Annotated in this window: 16 protein-coding genes; 7 read left to right on the forward strand and 9 right to left on the reverse strand. The window is 69.4% G+C overall.

Features of this window, described 5'->3' with window-relative positions:
• Window positions 1–28: 28 nt before the first annotated feature.
• Window positions 29–1201, reverse strand: a complete 1173-nt coding sequence (locus ACH49X_RS10170; RefSeq protein WP_357208451.1) for a thiolase family protein — start codon at window positions 1199–1201, stop codon at window positions 29–31.
• 99 nt (window positions 1202–1300) lie between these two features.
• Between ACH49X_RS10170 and ACH49X_RS10175 the strand changes: the two genes are divergently transcribed.
• The gene (locus ACH49X_RS10175) at window positions 1301–1831 is read left to right on the forward strand and encodes a helix-turn-helix domain-containing protein (protein WP_195081055.1); all 531 of its coding nucleotides are present in this window, start codon (window positions 1301–1303) and stop codon (window positions 1829–1831) included.
• Between the two features lie 15 nt (window positions 1832–1846).
• Here ACH49X_RS10175 and ACH49X_RS10180 read toward each other — a convergent pair whose 3' ends face one another.
• The 3 genes from ACH49X_RS10180 to ACH49X_RS10190 all read right to left on the reverse strand — a co-directional run bounded on the left by ACH49X_RS10180 (window position 1847) and on the right by ACH49X_RS10190 (window position 5407).
• Window positions 1847–2929 (reverse strand): ABC transporter ATP-binding protein, encoded by a 1083-nt coding sequence (locus ACH49X_RS10180; RefSeq protein ID WP_195081007.1) that lies wholly within the window; start codon window positions 2927–2929, stop codon window positions 1847–1849.
• A gap of 80 nt (window positions 2930–3009) precedes the next feature.
• Window positions 3010–3996 carry a phosphotriesterase-related protein gene (locus ACH49X_RS10185; protein ID WP_357208454.1) on the reverse strand — a complete coding sequence of 329 codons (987 nt, stop codon included), beginning with the start codon at window positions 3994–3996 and terminating at the stop codon, window positions 3010–3012.
• Between the two features lie 124 nt (window positions 3997–4120).
• On the reverse strand, window positions 4121–5407 hold the full coding sequence (locus tag ACH49X_RS10190) for a helix-turn-helix domain-containing protein (RefSeq protein ID WP_357208456.1): 1287 nt from the start codon (window positions 5405–5407) through the stop codon (window positions 4121–4123).
• A 117-nt stretch (window positions 5408–5524) separates the two neighbouring features.
• On the opposite strand from ACH49X_RS10190, the gene ACH49X_RS10195 reads away from it, so the two are divergent.
• From ACH49X_RS10195 to ACH49X_RS10220, 6 genes are all read left to right on the forward strand, one after another.
• Window positions 5525–6319: an LLM class F420-dependent oxidoreductase gene (locus tag ACH49X_RS10195; protein ID WP_195081004.1), complete on the forward strand. Its 795-nt coding sequence runs from the start codon at window positions 5525–5527 to the stop codon at window positions 6317–6319.
• Window positions 6320–6462: 143 nt separating this feature from the next.
• Window positions 6463–8259, forward strand: coding sequence for an ABC transporter substrate-binding protein/permease (locus ACH49X_RS10200; protein ID WP_195081003.1), 1797 nt, complete (start codon window positions 6463–6465; stop codon window positions 8257–8259).
• On the forward strand, window positions 8260–8985 hold the full coding sequence (locus tag ACH49X_RS10205) for an amino acid ABC transporter ATP-binding protein (RefSeq protein WP_195081002.1): 726 nt from the start codon (window positions 8260–8262) through the stop codon (window positions 8983–8985).
• 99 nt (window positions 8986–9084) lie between these two features.
• Window positions 9085–9381, forward strand: coding sequence for a hypothetical protein (locus ACH49X_RS10210; RefSeq protein WP_067796121.1), 297 nt, complete (start codon window positions 9085–9087; stop codon window positions 9379–9381).
• A 33-nt stretch (window positions 9382–9414) separates the two neighbouring features.
• Window positions 9415–10254, forward strand: coding sequence for an alpha/beta fold hydrolase (locus ACH49X_RS10215; RefSeq protein WP_195081001.1), 840 nt, complete (start codon window positions 9415–9417; stop codon window positions 10252–10254).
• Between the two features lie 98 nt (window positions 10255–10352).
• Window positions 10353–10763, forward strand: coding sequence for a nitroreductase family deazaflavin-dependent oxidoreductase (locus ACH49X_RS10220; RefSeq protein ID WP_323124621.1), 411 nt, complete (start codon window positions 10353–10355; stop codon window positions 10761–10763).
• On the opposite strand, the gene ACH49X_RS10225 is transcribed toward ACH49X_RS10220, so the two are convergent.
• From ACH49X_RS10225 to ACH49X_RS10245, 5 genes are all read right to left on the reverse strand, one after another.
• The gene (locus ACH49X_RS10225) at window positions 10760–11002 is read right to left on the reverse strand and encodes a hypothetical protein (RefSeq protein ID WP_195080999.1); all 243 of its coding nucleotides are present in this window, start codon (window positions 11000–11002) and stop codon (window positions 10760–10762) included. The two genes, ACH49X_RS10220 and ACH49X_RS10225, sit on opposite strands and share 4 nt — an antisense overlap.
• A gap of 210 nt (window positions 11003–11212) precedes the next feature.
• Window positions 11213–12469, reverse strand: coding sequence for a CHAT domain-containing protein (locus ACH49X_RS10230; protein ID WP_195080998.1), 1257 nt, complete (start codon window positions 12467–12469; stop codon window positions 11213–11215).
• Window positions 12466–13986 (reverse strand): tetratricopeptide repeat protein, encoded by a 1521-nt coding sequence (locus ACH49X_RS10235; protein WP_357208459.1) that lies wholly within the window; start codon window positions 13984–13986, stop codon window positions 12466–12468. The genes ACH49X_RS10230 and ACH49X_RS10235 overlap by 4 nt, the downstream gene beginning before the upstream one ends.
• Window position 13987: 1 nt before the next feature.
• Entirely contained in the window at window positions 13988–15004 is a 1017-nt protein-coding gene (locus ACH49X_RS10240) for a hypothetical protein (RefSeq protein WP_323124620.1), read from the reverse strand.
• Complete coding sequence (locus ACH49X_RS10245; protein ID WP_195081053.1) at window positions 15004–16347, reverse strand: hypothetical protein; 1344 nt, start codon at window positions 16345–16347, stop codon at window positions 15004–15006. Before ACH49X_RS10245 ends, ACH49X_RS10240 begins: the two co-directional genes overlap by 1 nt.
• Window positions 16348–16420: the final 73 nt, after the last annotated feature.

The following is a 16420-nucleotide window of genomic DNA, read 5'->3' on the forward strand; positions in this document are numbered from 1 at the left end:
GAACACGCAGCGCCGGTGGTGAACCGGATCAGCTCAGCCGCTCCACGATGGTCGCGTTCGCCAGACCGCCTGCCTCACACATGGTTTGCAGGCCGTAGCGGGCGCCGCGGTCCTGCATGGCGTGGACCAGCGTGGTCATCAACCGGGCGCCGGACGCGCCGAGCGGGTGACCGATCGCGATCGCCCCGCCGTTGACGTTGACCTTCGCCAGATCCGCGCCGGTGTCGTGCGCCCAGGCCAGCACCACCGGCGAGAACGCCTCGTTGATCTCGATCAGGTCGATGTCGGACAGCTGTAAACCCGCCCGCCGCAACACCTTCCTGGTCGCCGGGATCACCGCGGTGAGCATCAGCAGCGGGTCGTCACCGGCCACCGCGAAGCTGTGCAGCCGGGCCAGCGGCTTCAACCCGAGTTCCTTCGCGCGCTCGCTGGTCATGATGAGCACCGCCGCGCTGCCGTCGCTGACCTGGCTCGCGGTCGCCGCGGTGATCTCCCAGCCGATCTGCGGGAAGCGGGCGGCCATGGCCGGGTCGTAGTAGGCCGGGCGCAGGGCGGCCAGCGTCTCCAGCGTGCTGCCGACCCGGATGCCCTCGTCGGTGGCGAGTCCGTTGATCGGCGCGAGTTCCCGCGCGAACAGGCCGTTCTTGGTGGCGAGCGCGGCCTTCTCGTGGCTGCCGAGCGCGAATTCGTCGAGCTGGGTGCGGGTGAGTCCCCACTTCGCCGCGATCAGCTCCGCGCTGATGCCCTGCGGGACGAGTCCTTCCGGGTACCGCTCGGCAAAGCCGACACCGGAGATGTCGTCCGAACCGACCAAGTTGGCGCCCATGGGAAGCCGGCCCATCGACTCCACGCCCGCGGCGACCACGATGTCGTAGGCGCCCGCGATCACGCCTTGCGCGGCGAAGTGGATCGCCTGCTGGCTGCTGCCGCACTGCCGGTCGACGGTGGTGGCCGGGACCGATTCGGGATACCCGGCGGCCAGCGCGGCCCGCCGCGTCATGTTCGCGCCCTGCTCGCCGAACTGGGTGACGACGCCGCCGATCACGTCATCGATCAGGGCGGGGTCGATGCCGCTGCGGTTCACCACCTCCCGCAGGCTGTGGGCCAGCAGATCAACCGCATTGACGTCGTGCAGCGCGCCGTTCGGCTTCCCTTTGCCGATCGGCGTGCGTACCGCTTCGACGATCACCGCGTCTCTCATGGTGCTTCCCTTCGGACCGAGAGCCGGGCCGCCATGCCTGGCTCTATCAACACATAGTCAGACTACACCTGACAATAGTTGACACAAGTCAGCCTGGGTATGATGTGGGTCATGGCAGCAGTGATGGAAGGACCGTTGGCCGATCTCAACGCGTGGAAGCCCGACGAGTGCTCGATCGCCAAAGCGATGGACCTCATCGGCACGCGCTCGGCGGTGCTGATCCTGCGCGAGGCGTACTACGGGACTCGTCGGTTCGACGGGTTCGCCAGCCGGGTCGGCATCACCGACGCGGCGGCCGCGGCCCAGTTGCGCAAACTCACCGAAGCCGGCCTGCTGGCGAAACGGCCGTACCAGGAGGAAGGCAAGCGCACCAGGCACGAATACGTGCTCACCCGGATGGGTCGCGATCTGCTGCCCGCCGTGCTGGCGCTCATGCAGTGGGGCGACGCCTACTTGCAGCCAGGACCCGCTCCGCTGCTCTTGGTCGAGGAGGCGACCGGCGCTCCGGTGCGGGTGCAGGTGCGCAGCGAGTCCGGCCGCGAGATCGAACTCGAGGAACTGGGCGTGCGGCTCAACGAGGACTACGCCAGGCAGCGGCGTGAACGCCGTCGCTCCGACACGACGGACTGATGCCCGGCGGCGTGCTCAGTTGAGCCTGCGCCCGTCGGTGTCGAAGAAGTAGATGTGCTCCGGCGCGGTGGACAGCCGCAGCCGAGCGCCCTTCGCGGGCGGATTGCGCCAATCCGCGCGGGAGACGATGGTCTCCCCGGCGCCGTCGGTCCCGCCTTCGGCGACGGTGCGGCCGTAGATGTAGGCGTCGGAACCGAGTTCCTCCACCACGTCGACCTCCATCTCGATGCCGGAGCCGTTGCCCAGCTCGAAGTGCTCCGGGCGGATGCCGACCGTCACGGTGCCGCCCGCCTCGTCCGCCACCGTGCGCGGCAGCGCGATCGCGTGCCCGCCCAGTTCCACCCGGCCGTCGGTGACCGGAAGGGTGAACAGGTTCATGGCGGGCGAGCCCATGAACCCGGCGACGAACACGTTGGCCGGATCGCGGTAGAGGTCGCGCGGGGTGGCGCACTGCTGCAACAGGCCGTCCTTCAGCACGGCGACCCGATCGCCCATGGTCATCGCCTCGACCTGGTCGTGGGTGACGTACACCGTGGTGGTGCCGAGCCTGCGCTGCAACTGCGCGATCTGGGTGCGGGTCTGCACGCGCAGCTTGGCGTCCAGGTTCGACAGCGGCTCGTCCATCAGGAACACCTGGGGCTGGCGCACGATCGCGCGGCCCATCGCCACCCGCTGACGCTGGCCGCCCGACAGCGCCTTCGGCTTGCGATCCAGGAAGGGCTCCAGATCCAGCAACTTGGCCGCCTCCAGCACCCGCTTCTCCTTCTCCGCCTTGGCCACCTTGGCCAATTTCAGCGCGAAGCCCATGTTCTCCGCGACGGTCATGTGCGGGTAGAGCGCGTAGTTCTGGAACACCATGGCGATGTCGCGTTCCTTCGGCTCGGCGTTGGTGACGTCGTTGGCGCCGATCAGGATGCGTCCGCCGTTGACCTCCTCCAGCCCGGCGAGCATGCGCAGCGAGGTGGACTTCCCGCAGCCGGAGGGGCCGACCAGGACGAGGAACTCGCCGTCCTCGATCTCCAGGTTCAGCCGATCCACCGCGGGTTCGGTCGAGCCGGGGTAGAGCCGCGTCGCGTTGTCGAAGGTCACAGTGGCCATAACGAATTCACATCCCATCCCGGCAGGAACGTGCCGGACGATCCGAGCAAGGGTCCGGCGATCCTATCGGGCGAGCCGCGTCAGCGGGTGCGCGCCTCGAAGAACGCGCGCGGGACGTCGACGAGCATGGTGTCGATCTGCTCCTCGGTCACACCGCGTTCGAGCACGTAGGGGAACACGTCCTCGAACAGGTGGGTGTAGTGCCACTGCGGCAGGGCGGCCATGGCGGCGGGCTCGATCCAGTCGATGTAGCAGCTCGCGTCCTGGGACAGCACCATGCGGTCGGTGTAGCCGCGCCGCACCATCTCGATCAGCGTGTCCGCGCGGGCTTCGAAGGTGGTGTCGAGATTGATGCCGAAGCGGTCCATGCCGAGCACGAAGCCCGCTTCGGCCAGTTCGGCGAGGTGATCACAGTCGGTGGTGTCGCCGCTGTGCCCGAGCACGATGCGGCCGGGGTCGACGCCTTCCTCGTCGCACATCACGCGCTTCACGTCGAGCCCCGACCGCGTCTCCGGATGGGTGTGCACCGTGATCGGCACACCGGTCTCGAGATGGGCTTTCGCGACCGCGCGCATCACGCGTTCGACGCCCGCGGTCGGCCCTTGCTTGTCGATCGCGCACTTGAGCATGCCCGCCTTGACCCCGGTGCCCGCGATCCCGTCGCGGATATCGCCGACGAACATGTCGACCATCGGGTCGGGCACCTGCGCGCCGACGATGTCGTTCAGCGCGGGGCCGCGGTAGTGGAAGAAGAAGGGGACATCGCCATAGGTGTAGATACCGGTGGCGACCACCAGGTTCAGCGGCACCTGCTCGGCGATCCGCTGAATCCTCGGGATGTAGCGGCCCAGCCCGACCACCGTCGGATCGACGATCGTGCGCACTCCCGCGTCGTAGGCCACCCGCAACCGCCGGACGGCATCGGCGATGCGTTCGTCCTCGGAGCCCCATTCGGCCGGATAGTTCTGCTGGACGTCTCCGGTGAGCACGAAGACGTGCTCGTGCATCAGCGTCACTCCGAGATCGGCGGTATCGATCGGTCCGCGTACGGTTTCCAGCGTTGACACGGCGGTTTCTCCTCATCTGAGCTGCGCATTCGCGGAAATCGTACGAATCGGCATGTGATGTGGGCCATATTCGCGGGTGCTGAAACTTCGTACAACTTTCGTGCCGACCGCACAAAGGACAGCGTCAGGCCGGGCACGGTCGCAGCACCGCCGGTCCGAACCAGCGGGCAGCCTGCAACGCCAGGTGCAGGTGCAGCGTGCGGTCGTGATCGTCGAAGGTGTGGCCGGTCAGGTCGAGCGCCTGCCGCACCCGGTATTGGACGGTGTTGCGGTGCACGGCCAGTTCCTCGGCGGCCGCGGCGTAGCTGCGGTTGTTGGCGAGGAAGACGCGCAGGGTTTCGCGCAGCCAGAGATTGCGCTGGTTGTCGGTGGCGAGTTCACCCAGGCAGTCGGCGACGTACTGGCGCAGTTCCTCGATGTCGGCGCCGAGCAGCGCGACGGCGGCCACCTGCTGGTGCGCCACCGCACGGGGCGCGCCGGGACCGGCCAGCAGCACGAGTTCGCGCACCCGGTCGGCTTGGCGCAGGCTGCGCCGGAATCCCGCGACACCGCTGCCGCAGCCGCCCACCGCCACGCGCACCGGTAAGGCCAGCGCGGACAAGGCCCGTTGGATGGCCTCGGCATCGATGGTCGTGTCCCGGGCGATCGAGAACCACAGCCGGACCTCGCGTTCGTCGGTCGGCACCAGCAGCGCCCGGCGCGGGTGGCCGAGCAGCGGGACCAGAGCCGCGCGCACGGCATCGAGGACATCCACCGCGGCCCGCGCCGAAAGCTGCGGTTCGGTCCAGGCGTTCACCGCGACGTGACGGCCCGACAAGGGATAGCCCAGCACTTGCTCCGCCTGGGCGATGTCGTCGGCCGAGCCGTCGAGCACCCGCGCCACCCATTCCTGGCGCAGGCCGCCGCGGCTGCCGACCCACCGGTCGCGTTCCTGTTCGTAGGCGATGCCGACCTGCTCGCACACCCGGTCGATGTACACCGCGGAGCGATGGACCATCCGGATGATGGCCGCCGCGCTGTCGGAGCCGCCCAGCTCCACGGCGTAGCGCATCGCGATGTCGAGAAACCCGGCGTGCCCCACGCGGTAGGCCCGGATCAGCGCCGAGAGCGGGACGTCGCGCTGGGCGAGAGTGCGCGCGTACATCAGCGCCCTGGCCGGAGCGTGCACGTCGTGCTCGGCGGCGTCGTTCTGCACGAAGTCCAGCACCGACATCAGGTTGTCGGTGGTACCCGCCTCGAACAGGCCGCGCAACCGGACATCCGAGTCGAGGGCGACGACCTGCGCGCGCATCACCGCCGAGAGTTCGGCGATCAACTGGTCGCGCCCGCGCAGCATCGTCGAGACGACCGCGCGAACCACCTCGTCCTCGCCGTCGGCCACGGGCGACACCTCCATCCGCAGGCTCGGCATCGGGTCCCAACCTAGCCGGTCGGCCCACGCCGGAAGCACCCGTGCGGCGGCCTGCGGGAACCCCGCCGCGCCGGTAACCTCGGGGCGGGGACGGGACCGAGCGACGAGGAGAATGCCATGAGTCGTCCAGTTCGGATCGGAGTTCAGCTACAGCCGCAGCACGCGCCGGAGTACCGGCTCATCCGGGACGCGGTGTTGCGATGCGAGGACGCGGGCGTCGACATCGTGTTCAACTGGGATCACTTCTATCCGCTCACCGGCGATCCGGACGGCGCGCATTTCGAGTGCTGGACGATGCTGGGCGCGTTCGCCGAGCAGACCGAGCGGGTGGAGATCGGCGCGCTGGTCACCGGCGGCGGCTACCGCAATCCGGACCTGCTGGCCGACATGGCGCGCACCGTCGACCACATCAGCGGCGGACGGCTCATCCTCGGTCTCGGCGCGGGCTGGTTCAAGAAGGACTACGACGAGTACGGCTACGATTTCGGCACCCCTGGCAGCAGGCTGGAACTGCTGAAGGAGACCCTCGCCCGGATCAGCGCCCGGCTGCCGAAGCTCAATCCGCGCCCGACCCGCGATCTGCCGATCCTGATCGGCGGCGGTGGCGAGAAGAAGACCTTGCGGCTCGTCGCGCAGTACGCCGACATGTGGCACACCTTCGCCGACCTGGACGTGCTCGCGCACAAGAACAAGGTGCTCGCCGAGCACTGCGCGGCCGTCGGCACCGACCAAGCGCGCATCGAGCGTTCGGTGCAGTGGCCGGGACTGGAGAAGGCTTCCGCTTTCGTCGAGGCGGGCGTGACCACCTTCACCATCGGGACCAGCGGCCCGGACTACGACCTGAGCGAGGTCGCGAAAGCCGTGCGATGGCGCGACGAGCTCAACCCGGAACCGGTGAGCGGTCTGGCCTGAGCGCCGACTGTTGCGCGACGGCGGCGTGGCATTCGAATCACCGTGATCGAAACCCTCGACCCGTCGCGGCGGCATGGCTTCCGGCGCTACCGGCCTCGGGGTAGCCGTGGATTAGCGGACTTTCGTGGTTAAGGTTGTCCGTCATGGCTGTTCTGCCCGCTGTGCGGTCTCGTGCGTTGATCGCCGTGCTCTTGCTCGCCGTCGGTCTCAGCGCGACGGCGTGCGGTTCCGGCTCCGACGACGCGGCCACGGAGCGCAACCTCTGCGCGCCGCCAGGCCCGGCCGCCGCCTCCGCCGCGCCGACCAACCTGGCCTCCTCGGCCGCCGCGGGCGGCGACCGCTACACCACCGCGACCACAGCGCCGCTGACCTCGATCGACGTCTCGAGACTCGGCCTGATCACGCCGGGCAAGCTCAGCGTCGGCACGCTCTCGGACGCGCCGCCGAGCATCTGCGTCGACCGGCAGGGCACGTTCACCGGCTTCGACAACGAGCTGCTGAAGGCGATCGGCGCCAAGCTCGGTCTCCAGGTGGAGTTCTCCGGCACCGAGTTCGCCGGGCTGCTGGCCCAGGTGTCGGGCGGCCGTTTCGACGTCGGCTCGTCCAACATCACCACCACCGACGCGCGCCGCCAGCTGGTCGGATTCACCAACGGCTACGACTTCGGCTACTTCTCGCTTGTGGTGCCCAGCGGCAGCGCGATCAAGGGGTTCGCCGATCTGAACCGTGGCACGCGGATCGCGGTGGTGCAGGGCACCGTGCAGGACGAGTTCGTGGTGAACCAGCTGCATCTGGACCCGGTGAAGTTCCCCGACTACAACACCGCCTACGCCAACCTGAAGTCCGGCCAGGTGGACGCCTGGGTGGCCCCGTCCGCCCAAGCCGAAGGCGCGATCAAGCCGGGCGACGGGACGTCGGTATCGCAGAACACCTTCAGCCTGGACAATTTCGTCGGCTACGCGGTCGCCAAGAACAATCAGCCGCTGATCGACGCGCTCAACAGCGGCTTGGACGCGGTGATCGCGGACGGCACCTACGCCAAGCTCTACACCGAGTGGGTGCCGCGGGAGCTGCCGCCGGGCTGGAAGCCGGGGTCGCGGGCCGCGCCCGCGCCGCAGCTGCCGGATTTCGCCGCGCTCGCCGCGGGCAAGCAGAAGGACGAGACGGGGCAGAACGCGCCGAAATCGACTTTGCGGCAGCTGAAGGACACGTTCTTCGACTGGTCGCTGTATCGCAAGGCGTTTCCCGATCTGTTCAAGACCGGGCTGCCCAACACGCTGATCCTGGCGGTGGTCTCCGGTGTCCTCGGCACCGTCATCGGCATGCTGCTCGCGGTCGCGGGAATTTCGCGGACCCGTTGGTTGCGCTGGCCCGCGCGGGTGTACACCGACATCTTCCGTGGCCTGCCCGCCGTGGTGATCATCCTGCTGATCGGCCTCGGCGTCGGTCCGGTGGTGCGTAACCTCACCGGGAACAACCCGTACTGGCTCGGCGCGGTCGCGCTGGCGTTGCTCGCCTCGGCCTACATCGGCGAGATCTTCCGCTCCGGCATCCAATCGGTCGAGGCCGGACAGCTGGAGGCGGCGCGCGCCATCGGCTTCGGTTACCGCCAGGCGATGACGCTGGTGGTGATCCCGCAGGGTGTGCGCCGGGTGCTCCCGGCCCTGATGAACCAGTTCATCGCCCTGATCAAGGATTCCTCGCTGATCTACTTCCTCGGCCTGCTCGCCACCCAGCGCGAGCTGTTCGCCGTCGGACGCGATCTCAACGCGCAGACCGGCAATCTCTCGCCATTGGTGGCCGCCGGGCTGGTCTACCTGCTGCTCACCATCCCGCTCACCCACCTGGTGAACTACATCGACCGCCGGATGCGGACCGGACGACCCGACCGGCCGATCGACCAGGTCGAGGCGGCCACGATCACGGAAGGGCGCGGATAGATGAGTGCCTCCCTCACCGGTACCGGACTGCATCTGACGCTGGGGCACAACCACGTGCTGCGCGGCATCGACATCCATGTCGACGCGGGCAAGACCGTCACCGTCATCGGGCCGTCCGGATCGGGCAAGTCGACGCTGCTGCGGGTGCTGAACCGGTTGTACGAGCCGGACAAGGGCGACGTGCTGCTGGACGGCAAGTCCGTGCTCACCGAGAATCCGGACCGGTTGCGTCAGCGCATCGGCATGGTGTTCCAGCATTTCAATCTCTTCCCGCACAAGACCGTCGCGGACAACGTCGCGCTCGGTCCGCGCAAGCTGCGCGGCCTGTCCAAGGACGAGGCGCGGGCGCTGGCCGTCGAGCAGTTGGAGATCGTGGGTCTGGCCGACAAGGCCGATTCGCGTCCGGCGAACCTGTCCGGCGGGCAGCAGCAGCGCGTCGCCATCGCGCGGGCGCTGGCCATGCGGCCGGAGATCATGTTCTTCGACGAGGCCACCTCGGCGCTGGACCCCGAGCTGGTGAAGGGCGTGCTCGGCCTGATGGCCGACCTGGCCTCCGGCGGTATGTCTATGGTCGTGGTGACCCACGAGATGGGTTTCGCGCGCACGGTGTCCGACAGCGTGGTCTTCATGGATCAGGGGCAGGTGGTGGAGACCGGCACGCCCGACGCGCTGTTCGACGACGCGCAGACTCCGCGCCTGCGCAGGTTCCTCGCCCAGGTGCTCTGACACGAGCCAGCACACGCAGGGCAATTTCATTGATGCGCATCTGCTAATGTATTTGTCATCACGATTCCAGCTATCCGCGCCAGGAAAGAGGGAAATTCGATGACCACAGCACACGCCCAGCACACCGGCCACGATCATGTGCACGGCCCCGGCTGCGGGCACACGGCGTTCCAGCACGGCGATCACATCGACTACGCCCATGATGGTCATCTGCACCGCGAACACGAAGGTCACTACGACGAGTGCGAGCGGTCCGAGCACACCGAGTGCCGCGATCACCCGCACCAGCACGGCCCCAACTGCGGCCACGAGGCCGTCCAGCACGGCGACCACGTCGACTATGTGCACGAGGGCCATCGCCACGCCGCTCACGACGGCCATTTCGACGAGCACTGACGCGCGTCGGTACCCGGTTCTAGAGTCGGGCGGGTGATCGAAGAACTCGAGATTCGCACCGGGGCGGGAACCTTCGACGTCCTGGCCGCCGGCGCTCCCGGCGGGCGGGAAGTGCTGTTGCTGCACGGGTTTCCCCAGGGCGCGCGGGAGTGGGAATTCCAGCTCGGCGTGCTCGGCGGTGGCGGATGCCGCGCCGTCGCGCCCGATCAGCGCGGATACTCACCGGGGGTGCGGCCCGAGCGAGCCGCCGACTATCGGCTCGAGGAACTGGCCTGCGATGTGGTGGCCATCGCCGACGCGCTGGGCTGGGAGCGGTTCGACCTGATCGGCCACGATTGCGGCGCGCGGGTCGGGTGGGCGGTGGCGGCGCGGCTGCCCGAGCGGGTGCGCACGTTCACCGCGGTGTCGCAGCCGCATCCCGCCGCGCTCCAGCAGGCGATGGCCGAGGACGAGGATCAAGCGCGGCGGTCGCAGCATCTGACCGCCCTGCGGCAACCGCGCACCGCGGAGCGGACCTTGCTCGCCGACGAAGGGGCCGCGCTGCGCCGGATCTTCGAGTGGAAGATCCCGGAGGAACGGGTCGAGGACTACGTGCGCAGGCTCTCGCGGCCCGGCGCGCTCACCGCCGCGCTGAACTGGTATCGCGCCATGGATCTCGCGGGCCCCACCGGCCCCGCGTGTGTTCCCACCCTGTACGTGTGGGGCACCGAAGACGCGACCGTCGGGTCCACCGCGGCCCTGGCCACCGCGAAATACGTCTCGGGCCCCTACCGGTTCGAGATGCTCGAGGACGTCTCGCACTGGATTCCCGAGGAGGCGCCGGAGGCGCTGACCCGGCTGCTGATCCAGCACCTGCTCGCCCATCGCGAGTGAATGCGCCGGTGCCGCCGCCGATCCCGGCGTTTCCCGGACACGGTATGCGGCCGGAGGGAAAGCTGAGCCTGGTCCACCACAGGCAAGGGAGGCGAACCGTGGACGTCAAGGAAGTCAATCGACGAACCATCGCTCGGTTCCGAGCGGGTGGCGAGATCGATGGCATGCGGCGCGACCGTCTGATCCTGCTCACCACGATCGGCCGCAGATCCGGCGCCCCCTACACCACCCCGCTGATGTTCCACCGCGACGGCGACCGCCTGCTCATCGTCGCGTCCAACATCGGCGCGCCGAAACACCCCGACTGGTATGCGAACCTGCGGGATGACCCGCACGTCACCGTCGAGCTGGACGAGGAGAGCTACCCGGCGCTGGCCACCCTGTTGACCGGCGACGACCGCGACCGCACCTGGGCGATGCTCAAGCACACCTATCCGTTCTTCGCCGAACACGAGATGAAGACATCCCGGGTGATCCCGGTGGTCGCCCTCACGCGGGCATCCGGCTAGCGGCGAGCGCCCGTGTCGGCGCGGCCTGCCGTCGCCTCGACTCGCCGGTTCGTGACCAGGTCGAGCAGAGCGGTCAGGCTGTCCGGGTCGGCGGGGTCTACTGCCCCGTCCGGTAGGGCCAGTTCGGTGAGCCGTTGCCCCCGGTGGAATGCGGTGGCGCGCAGCGGAGGTGCGTCGTCAGGTTGTCCGAGGATGGTGGCGAGGTTTCCGTCGTTGTCGTAGACGGCGTAGTAACGCATTGGTGGGCTCCTCAGCGGCCGGTCGAGGCGGTCATCCGACTGGTGTAACTGCTTCTCCTGATCGCGAATCGTGGAGGGTGACGGCGTTCGAGCTTATCCACACGTTCGATGCTGGGTGTCGGTTTGCGCAGTAGTTGCGTTACCCATTTTCGCGCGGCATCGTCGCACGTAGACCGCTATATGTAGACCGCGCGGGATGATTTGCCCGACTCAGGCGCACACGGTGGCGAAGGCAGCCCAGAGCACCGGCGAATGCTCGATCCGGCCGGTCTCGCGCCACGCGGTGAAACGGTCGCGCTGCCATGCGGCGATGGCGGTCACCGGGTCGGGCTGCTCGTGCGCCGCGTCGATGGCGCAGACGGCCTCTTGGAGCGGCTCGGCCTGCGCCGGTGCGCCCGCGATGCGCTGGAAGGCGAAATCGGTGGGCAGCGGCCACCGGCTCGCGGTGACCAGCTCAGCGCCGCCGGTGATCATCGCGGTGGTGAGGCCGAGTGCCTCGCTGAACCGCAGATCGCCGCCACTTTCACAGGCGACCAGCGCGACCCGGCTCGGCATCGGCCACAGCCGTGCTCCGGCAACCGGTCGCGGGTCGAGGGTGTGCGTGCCGAGCAGCAGGTCTTTGGCCGAGAACGGCCGGTGCGTGCGGGATGGCTCGGCGAAGCCGACGGCATCGGCGGCACAGGCGAGGTGCAGTTCGGCCTCCTCGCTGCGGCCGGATTCGGGCGCGGCGGCAGTGACGTGCCCGACGTAGAGCAAGCGGCTCGCGCCCTCACGCAGAACGGAGCCCAGCCAGTCGCGATCGACATCCGTGCGGCGGAAGGCCTCGACCGGGTTCGATACCGCGGGCCGCAAGCGGTCGTTCGCGGCGTAACTCGCCATTCGTCGCGCGAGCGGGGCTTCGGCGCTCATCCGGCCCAGCACCGAGCCGAGCGTCGAATCGGCGCGGAAACCGGGAATGCGCGGATCGAGCACCGCGACGACCGGAAGCGCGGCGGTCTCGGTCCAGGTGCGCGCGACCCGGCCTGGCGCTTGCCCGACGCTCGCCGGAGCCAGCAGGCTCACGTCGGCGATATCGATCAGCCGGACATCGCGGTCCGGCGCGATGATCTCCCACGGCACCTGGGCGACCCGGGGTGACGGTTGCAGCCGGATATGCGGCCGCACACCGCGCTGCCACAGGTCGTAGAGCTGCGCGGCCAAGCCGTAGGGCAGCAGCGCGCGGGAAAGCTCCTGTGCCACAACGTATTCCCGCTCGTAGTCGGCGAACGCGCCGGTGGTGAGCGCCCGCTCGAGACCGCTCGGCTCGGCGGGCCGCGGCAACGCGTCGGTGAGCAGTTCCACCGCCCGCATCGCCTCTTCTTGCGGAAGCATTCCCGCGCCGCGCGGATAGCTTTCCTCCACCCATCGCCACGACACGTAGATGTCTCCCGCGTCCGCCATGCGGACCAGCACAGTCGGTCGCGTCATACCGTCAGCACCCGATCGTCGCGGATCACCCGGCCGTAGCGCTGCTCGGCGGCGGCGATGAACGGCGCGAGCGCGATCCGCCCTTCCACGGCCGATGCGAGGCGCGGCGGCGGCGCGACCGGCAGACCCGCCCCGGCCGCGACCTCCGCCAGGGCGGCCCCCAGTTGCAGGGCGGCGCTGCCGGGGTGATCGGTGAAGTCCTCCGGCGGGTCCAACAGCTCGAGCGGGAGCCGGGCGGGAGTTTCCGGCTCGGTGCGGTCGAGCGCCAAAGTCGTCCCAGCACACTGCGTTTCGATCAGATCGGCAACGAGGACGCCGTTGCCGGAAAGGTAGGCGAAGCGGAACGCCAATCGCATGGCGGGGTCGGCGATCTGCCGGTTCCACTGCTCGCGCTGCGTGCCGTTCGGCAAGGTGTGGCGCACCGCGTCGATGGCAAGGGCAGCGGGCACGGCGATGCCGACGGCGCGCGCGAGCAATTCCGCCTGCGGCGGCTCGGTCGCGTCGATCGCGCTTTCCAGCAGCGTCGCGTGCCAGAAATCGAGCTGGGCGCAGTGCAGGCCGAGGCCACGCTCGGCATAGATCGCGAACGCCTCGGCCAGCAACTGCTCGCACTCTGCGGCCCTTCCGGACTTGAATGCCACGGTGGCGGAGCGAATGCGCAGGTCGGCGGCGTCGAGAACGGCTCCGGACGCGCCGAAATACGCCAAGCTCCGCTGGTAGAACTCGTGCGCGCCCGCCAGATCGCCGCGTCCCTCGGCGAGGAATCCCATGGTCTTGAGGCCGACCCCGGCTCGGTGCCCCAACCCGGCCTGCTCGAAATACGCCTGACTGGAGCGCAGCGGGGCCTCGGCCTCGTCGTATCGCTCGAGGCGGACGAGCATGATGGCGAGATTCTGCTCGGTCTCGGCGACCGCGTTGCGATCGCCCGCGGACTCGAACGCGGCCAGCGCCTGCCGCGCGAAATCCACGGCCAGGTCGCGGCGTCCGGTCTCGAAGTAGGCGGCGGCGAGATTCATCAGCGGATGACCGGCCAGTTGCGGTGCGAAACGTCTTGCCGCCTCCAGTGATTCGGTGGCCAGCTCGGCGGCGTAGGCCCAGTCCTGCCGATGCAACGCGACGGCGGTCAGGGAGAGCAGGCAGGCCACGCGCAGCACGCCGAGATCGGTGTCGGTGTTGTCGGCGAGCAAGGCCCGCGCCTGCTCCAGCGCCGCCTGCGCCGCGTCGAGATCGCCGAGATGCTGCAGCGCCTGCGACATGTTGACCAGGGCGTTCGGGCGCAATCGCGGTGCGTGCTCGGGCATTTCGGCCAGCGCCGAACGGTAGAGGGCGAGCGAGGCGGCGTGGTCGCCGAGTTCGTCGGCCATGCTCGCGGCATTGATGATCGCGCCGAGCCTGATGTCGCCGGTGGTTCGTTCGGCGGCGTCCTCGAACAGGCGTTTCGCCTCGGCCGGGTCGCCGCGGGTGTACGCGGCGGCGCCCGCGGCGAGCAATTCCCGGCCGTCGTCCGGAGTCTCCATATCAGAAATCCGAATCCGACGCTGTGGCGGCGATTTCCGCCAGCAGAAGCGAGTCGGCGGGGTTGCCGGACGCGTCGTCGGTGCGGTGCAACCGCGAGGTGACCAGGTCGCGAATCCGCGCGCGCTTGCCCGCAGCGTCCGGCTCCGGTTCGTCCACACCGACGCCGGGAACGTAGATGTGCACCGTCACGCCCGCTTCCGCACCGGCAGGGGCCGTGGTCTCGGCCCGCCAGAGTTCGCCGTCGCGGATCAGCGGCACGTCGGCGGCGTCGGCCGGAGTGCGGATTGCGGCGCGGGGATGCAGGTGCGCCGGGATATCCGCCGGCGAGAGCGGGGCGGCCACCGCGCTCACCCGCACGATCGTCGATCCGGCCGCGCGCACCACTTCCCAGGACACGGCGCTTTCCGAGGCGTCGAGCAAGCCCGGTGGGCAGCGCTGCCAGTCCCAGCCCGCGGTTCCCCTGGCCAAGACGAGCGCGCCGGGGGCGGCGACGGTGGCCGGTCCGGCGGCCAGCGCGTAGTCCTCCGCTCGGCCGAGCGTGGCGGTGGTCGTGCGCTCCTCGACGACCGCGTCGGCGCCGTCGACGATCAGGTCGCATTCCTCGCTCAGCGTGGCTATCTCGTCGTCCAGCAGCCCTTCGTCCAGCGGGGCGATGCCGTCCAGCGTCGACGCGGGCCACCAGCGCGCCGCCCAGCGGGCGTAACCGAGCCGCCAGGCGCGCGCGGACAAGTCGGGCAGGGCGGGCTGGACCGCGTATTCACCTTCGGTGGTTTCGTCGAGGGCGACGGCCACCTGCTCGCCGTATACCGCCCAGATCCATTCCTGTGCGAGGGCTATGTCATCGAGCACCGCGGCCGGTGTCACCTGCCCGCTGAGCAGGCTCCAGGTCAAGTGCCCGCCCGCCACCTCGAGCACCAGCACGTCCACCCCGGCCGCGTCGTCCACGACGGTCGGAGCGTCGTCCGGCGCGATGATCCACAGGCCGTCGCGGCGGCGGATGCGTACGGTCGTGCTCATCAGCTCGCCTTCGATTCCGCCGCGTCCGGCTCACCCGCGCCCGCCCGCACGCTCAGCGCCCGCTTGACCCGTGTGCGATGGTCCAGGATGACCGAACGCGCCACGCCGTCGAGCAGATCCCACAGCTCGTCCGGATCGTGGATCGCGTACTCCCTGACATCCCTTCCGTGCAGGCGGACCCACAATCGGCGCAGGTAGGGCTGCCACGGCGTGATCAGTTCCGCGGCGATGGCGGCCAGCGGACCGGTGGGCGGCTCGGCCGAGACCACCAGCCGCCGCGCTTGCAACACATAGGCTTCCCGCTGCCAACGGCTGTTGACCAGCTGGTGCGCCCTGGATGGCGTTGTCCCCGTTCCGGCCAGACGCAGACGCGGCCGACCGGTCGACGGTCCGCGGCGGTGCTCGATGGGCGCCAAGCCGGTCGCCAGGGCGGCCCCCGCCGTGGCCGTCACGCGCAGCGACTCGTCCAGCAGCGCCCACGGTGCGCAACTGCGGGCGATCTCGGCGTCGACCAGTTCGGGGATCGGCGGCAGCTCCGCGCGTTCGGTGGACGCCTGCAACACGGTGAACACCCGCTCGTAGACGCTGCGATCGAACGGGAGCCCGAGGGTCGATTTCGAGGCCGAAGACCCGATCGCGGGGCGCAGCGGCACCGGATGCGCCGTCAGCCCCAATTCCTGAGCGGATTCCTCCTGCCACAGCCGGATTCCCGTGTGCGTACCGGCGTGGGCCGCGACCAGCCGGCCCAGGGTCGGCTGTCGGTCGGCGTCCTCGCCGAGCCGTGCCGCCGCGCAGGCTTCCAGCAGTTCCCGCACCTCCGCGTCGTGGTCGGCACCCGCAGGGCCGGTGAGCGGACGCCGCCGCCAGGCCAGATCGAGCAGCCCGGCCAGCTCTCGTTCCCGGGTGTGGTCGGTGAGGTACTCCTTCAGCGCCTGCGTGGTGCGCCCCGCGGTGTACTCGTGGATCTCGCGCAACGCGTCCTCCGCGACCGCGCGCGCCCGCGCCGCATCCGGCATGCCCGAGGTGGTCGCCAGTTCGAAACAGCGCTGGAAGTACAGATCCTGCGGGTGCCCCTCGGTGATCCGCAGCGTCCGCCGCACCTGCTTGAGCACCGTGAACCAGGCCGCCGTCGCGCGCAGCACATCGGCCGCAGCCTGAATGCGCGCCTCCAGCAACACCGCGCCGTCGGCCGTCAGGATCGGCCCCGCGCACGACGGATGCTGCACGGGCCGGATCACCAACGGGTCGAGCACGAGCTTCACCGTCCGGCGCAGCGGACCCCCGTGCGGGCCGCTGAGCGGTTCGACACCCTCGAGCTTGCGCCACACCTCATCGAGCACCATGGCGCGCGGTCGTCGCATGCGTGCAGTGTATTGGCCGCGACTTGATCCCGGCGTGTTCACGGTGTCGATCGCA

Origin of the sequence: Nocardia sp. NPDC019323 (assembly GCF_044389845.1) — a bacterium.
Lineage (GTDB): Bacteria > Actinomycetota > Actinomycetes > Mycobacteriales > Mycobacteriaceae > Nocardia > Nocardia implantans.

Coding starts and splice junctions, on each gene's coding strand:
- ACH49X_RS10170 (WP_357208451.1), bottom strand. CDS start 1,201: ATGAGAGACGCGGTGATCGTCGAAGCGGTACGCACGCCGATCGGCAAA.
- ACH49X_RS10175 (WP_195081055.1), top strand. CDS start 1,301: ATGATGTGGGTCATGGCAGCAGTGATGGAAGGACCGTTGGCCGATCTC.
- ACH49X_RS10180 (WP_195081007.1), bottom strand. CDS start 2,929: ATGGCCACTGTGACCTTCGACAACGCGACGCGGCTCTACCCCGGCTCG.
- ACH49X_RS10190 (WP_357208456.1), bottom strand. CDS start 5,407: ATGCCGAGCCTGCGGATGGAGGTGTCGCCCGTGGCCGACGGCGAGGAC.
- ACH49X_RS10195 (WP_195081004.1), top strand. CDS start 5,525: ATGAGTCGTCCAGTTCGGATCGGAGTTCAGCTACAGCCGCAGCACGCG.
- ACH49X_RS10200 (WP_195081003.1), top strand. CDS start 6,463: ATGGCTGTTCTGCCCGCTGTGCGGTCTCGTGCGTTGATCGCCGTGCTC.
- ACH49X_RS10205 (WP_195081002.1), top strand. CDS start 8,260: ATGAGTGCCTCCCTCACCGGTACCGGACTGCATCTGACGCTGGGGCAC.
- ACH49X_RS10210 (WP_067796121.1), top strand. CDS start 9,085: ATGACCACAGCACACGCCCAGCACACCGGCCACGATCATGTGCACGGC.
- ACH49X_RS10225 (WP_195080999.1), bottom strand. CDS start 11,002: ATGCGTTACTACGCCGTCTACGACAACGACGGAAACCTCGCCACCATC.
- ACH49X_RS10230 (WP_195080998.1), bottom strand. CDS start 12,469: ATGACGCGACCGACTGTGCTGGTCCGCATGGCGGACGCGGGAGACATC.
- ACH49X_RS10235 (WP_357208459.1), bottom strand. CDS start 13,986: ATGGAGACTCCGGACGACGGCCGGGAATTGCTCGCCGCGGGCGCCGCC.
- ACH49X_RS10240 (WP_323124620.1), bottom strand. CDS start 15,004: ATGAGCACGACCGTACGCATCCGCCGCCGCGACGGCCTGTGGATCATC.
- ACH49X_RS10245 (WP_195081053.1), bottom strand. CDS start 16,347: ATGGTGCTCGATGAGGTGTGGCGCAAGCTCGAGGGTGTCGAACCGCTC.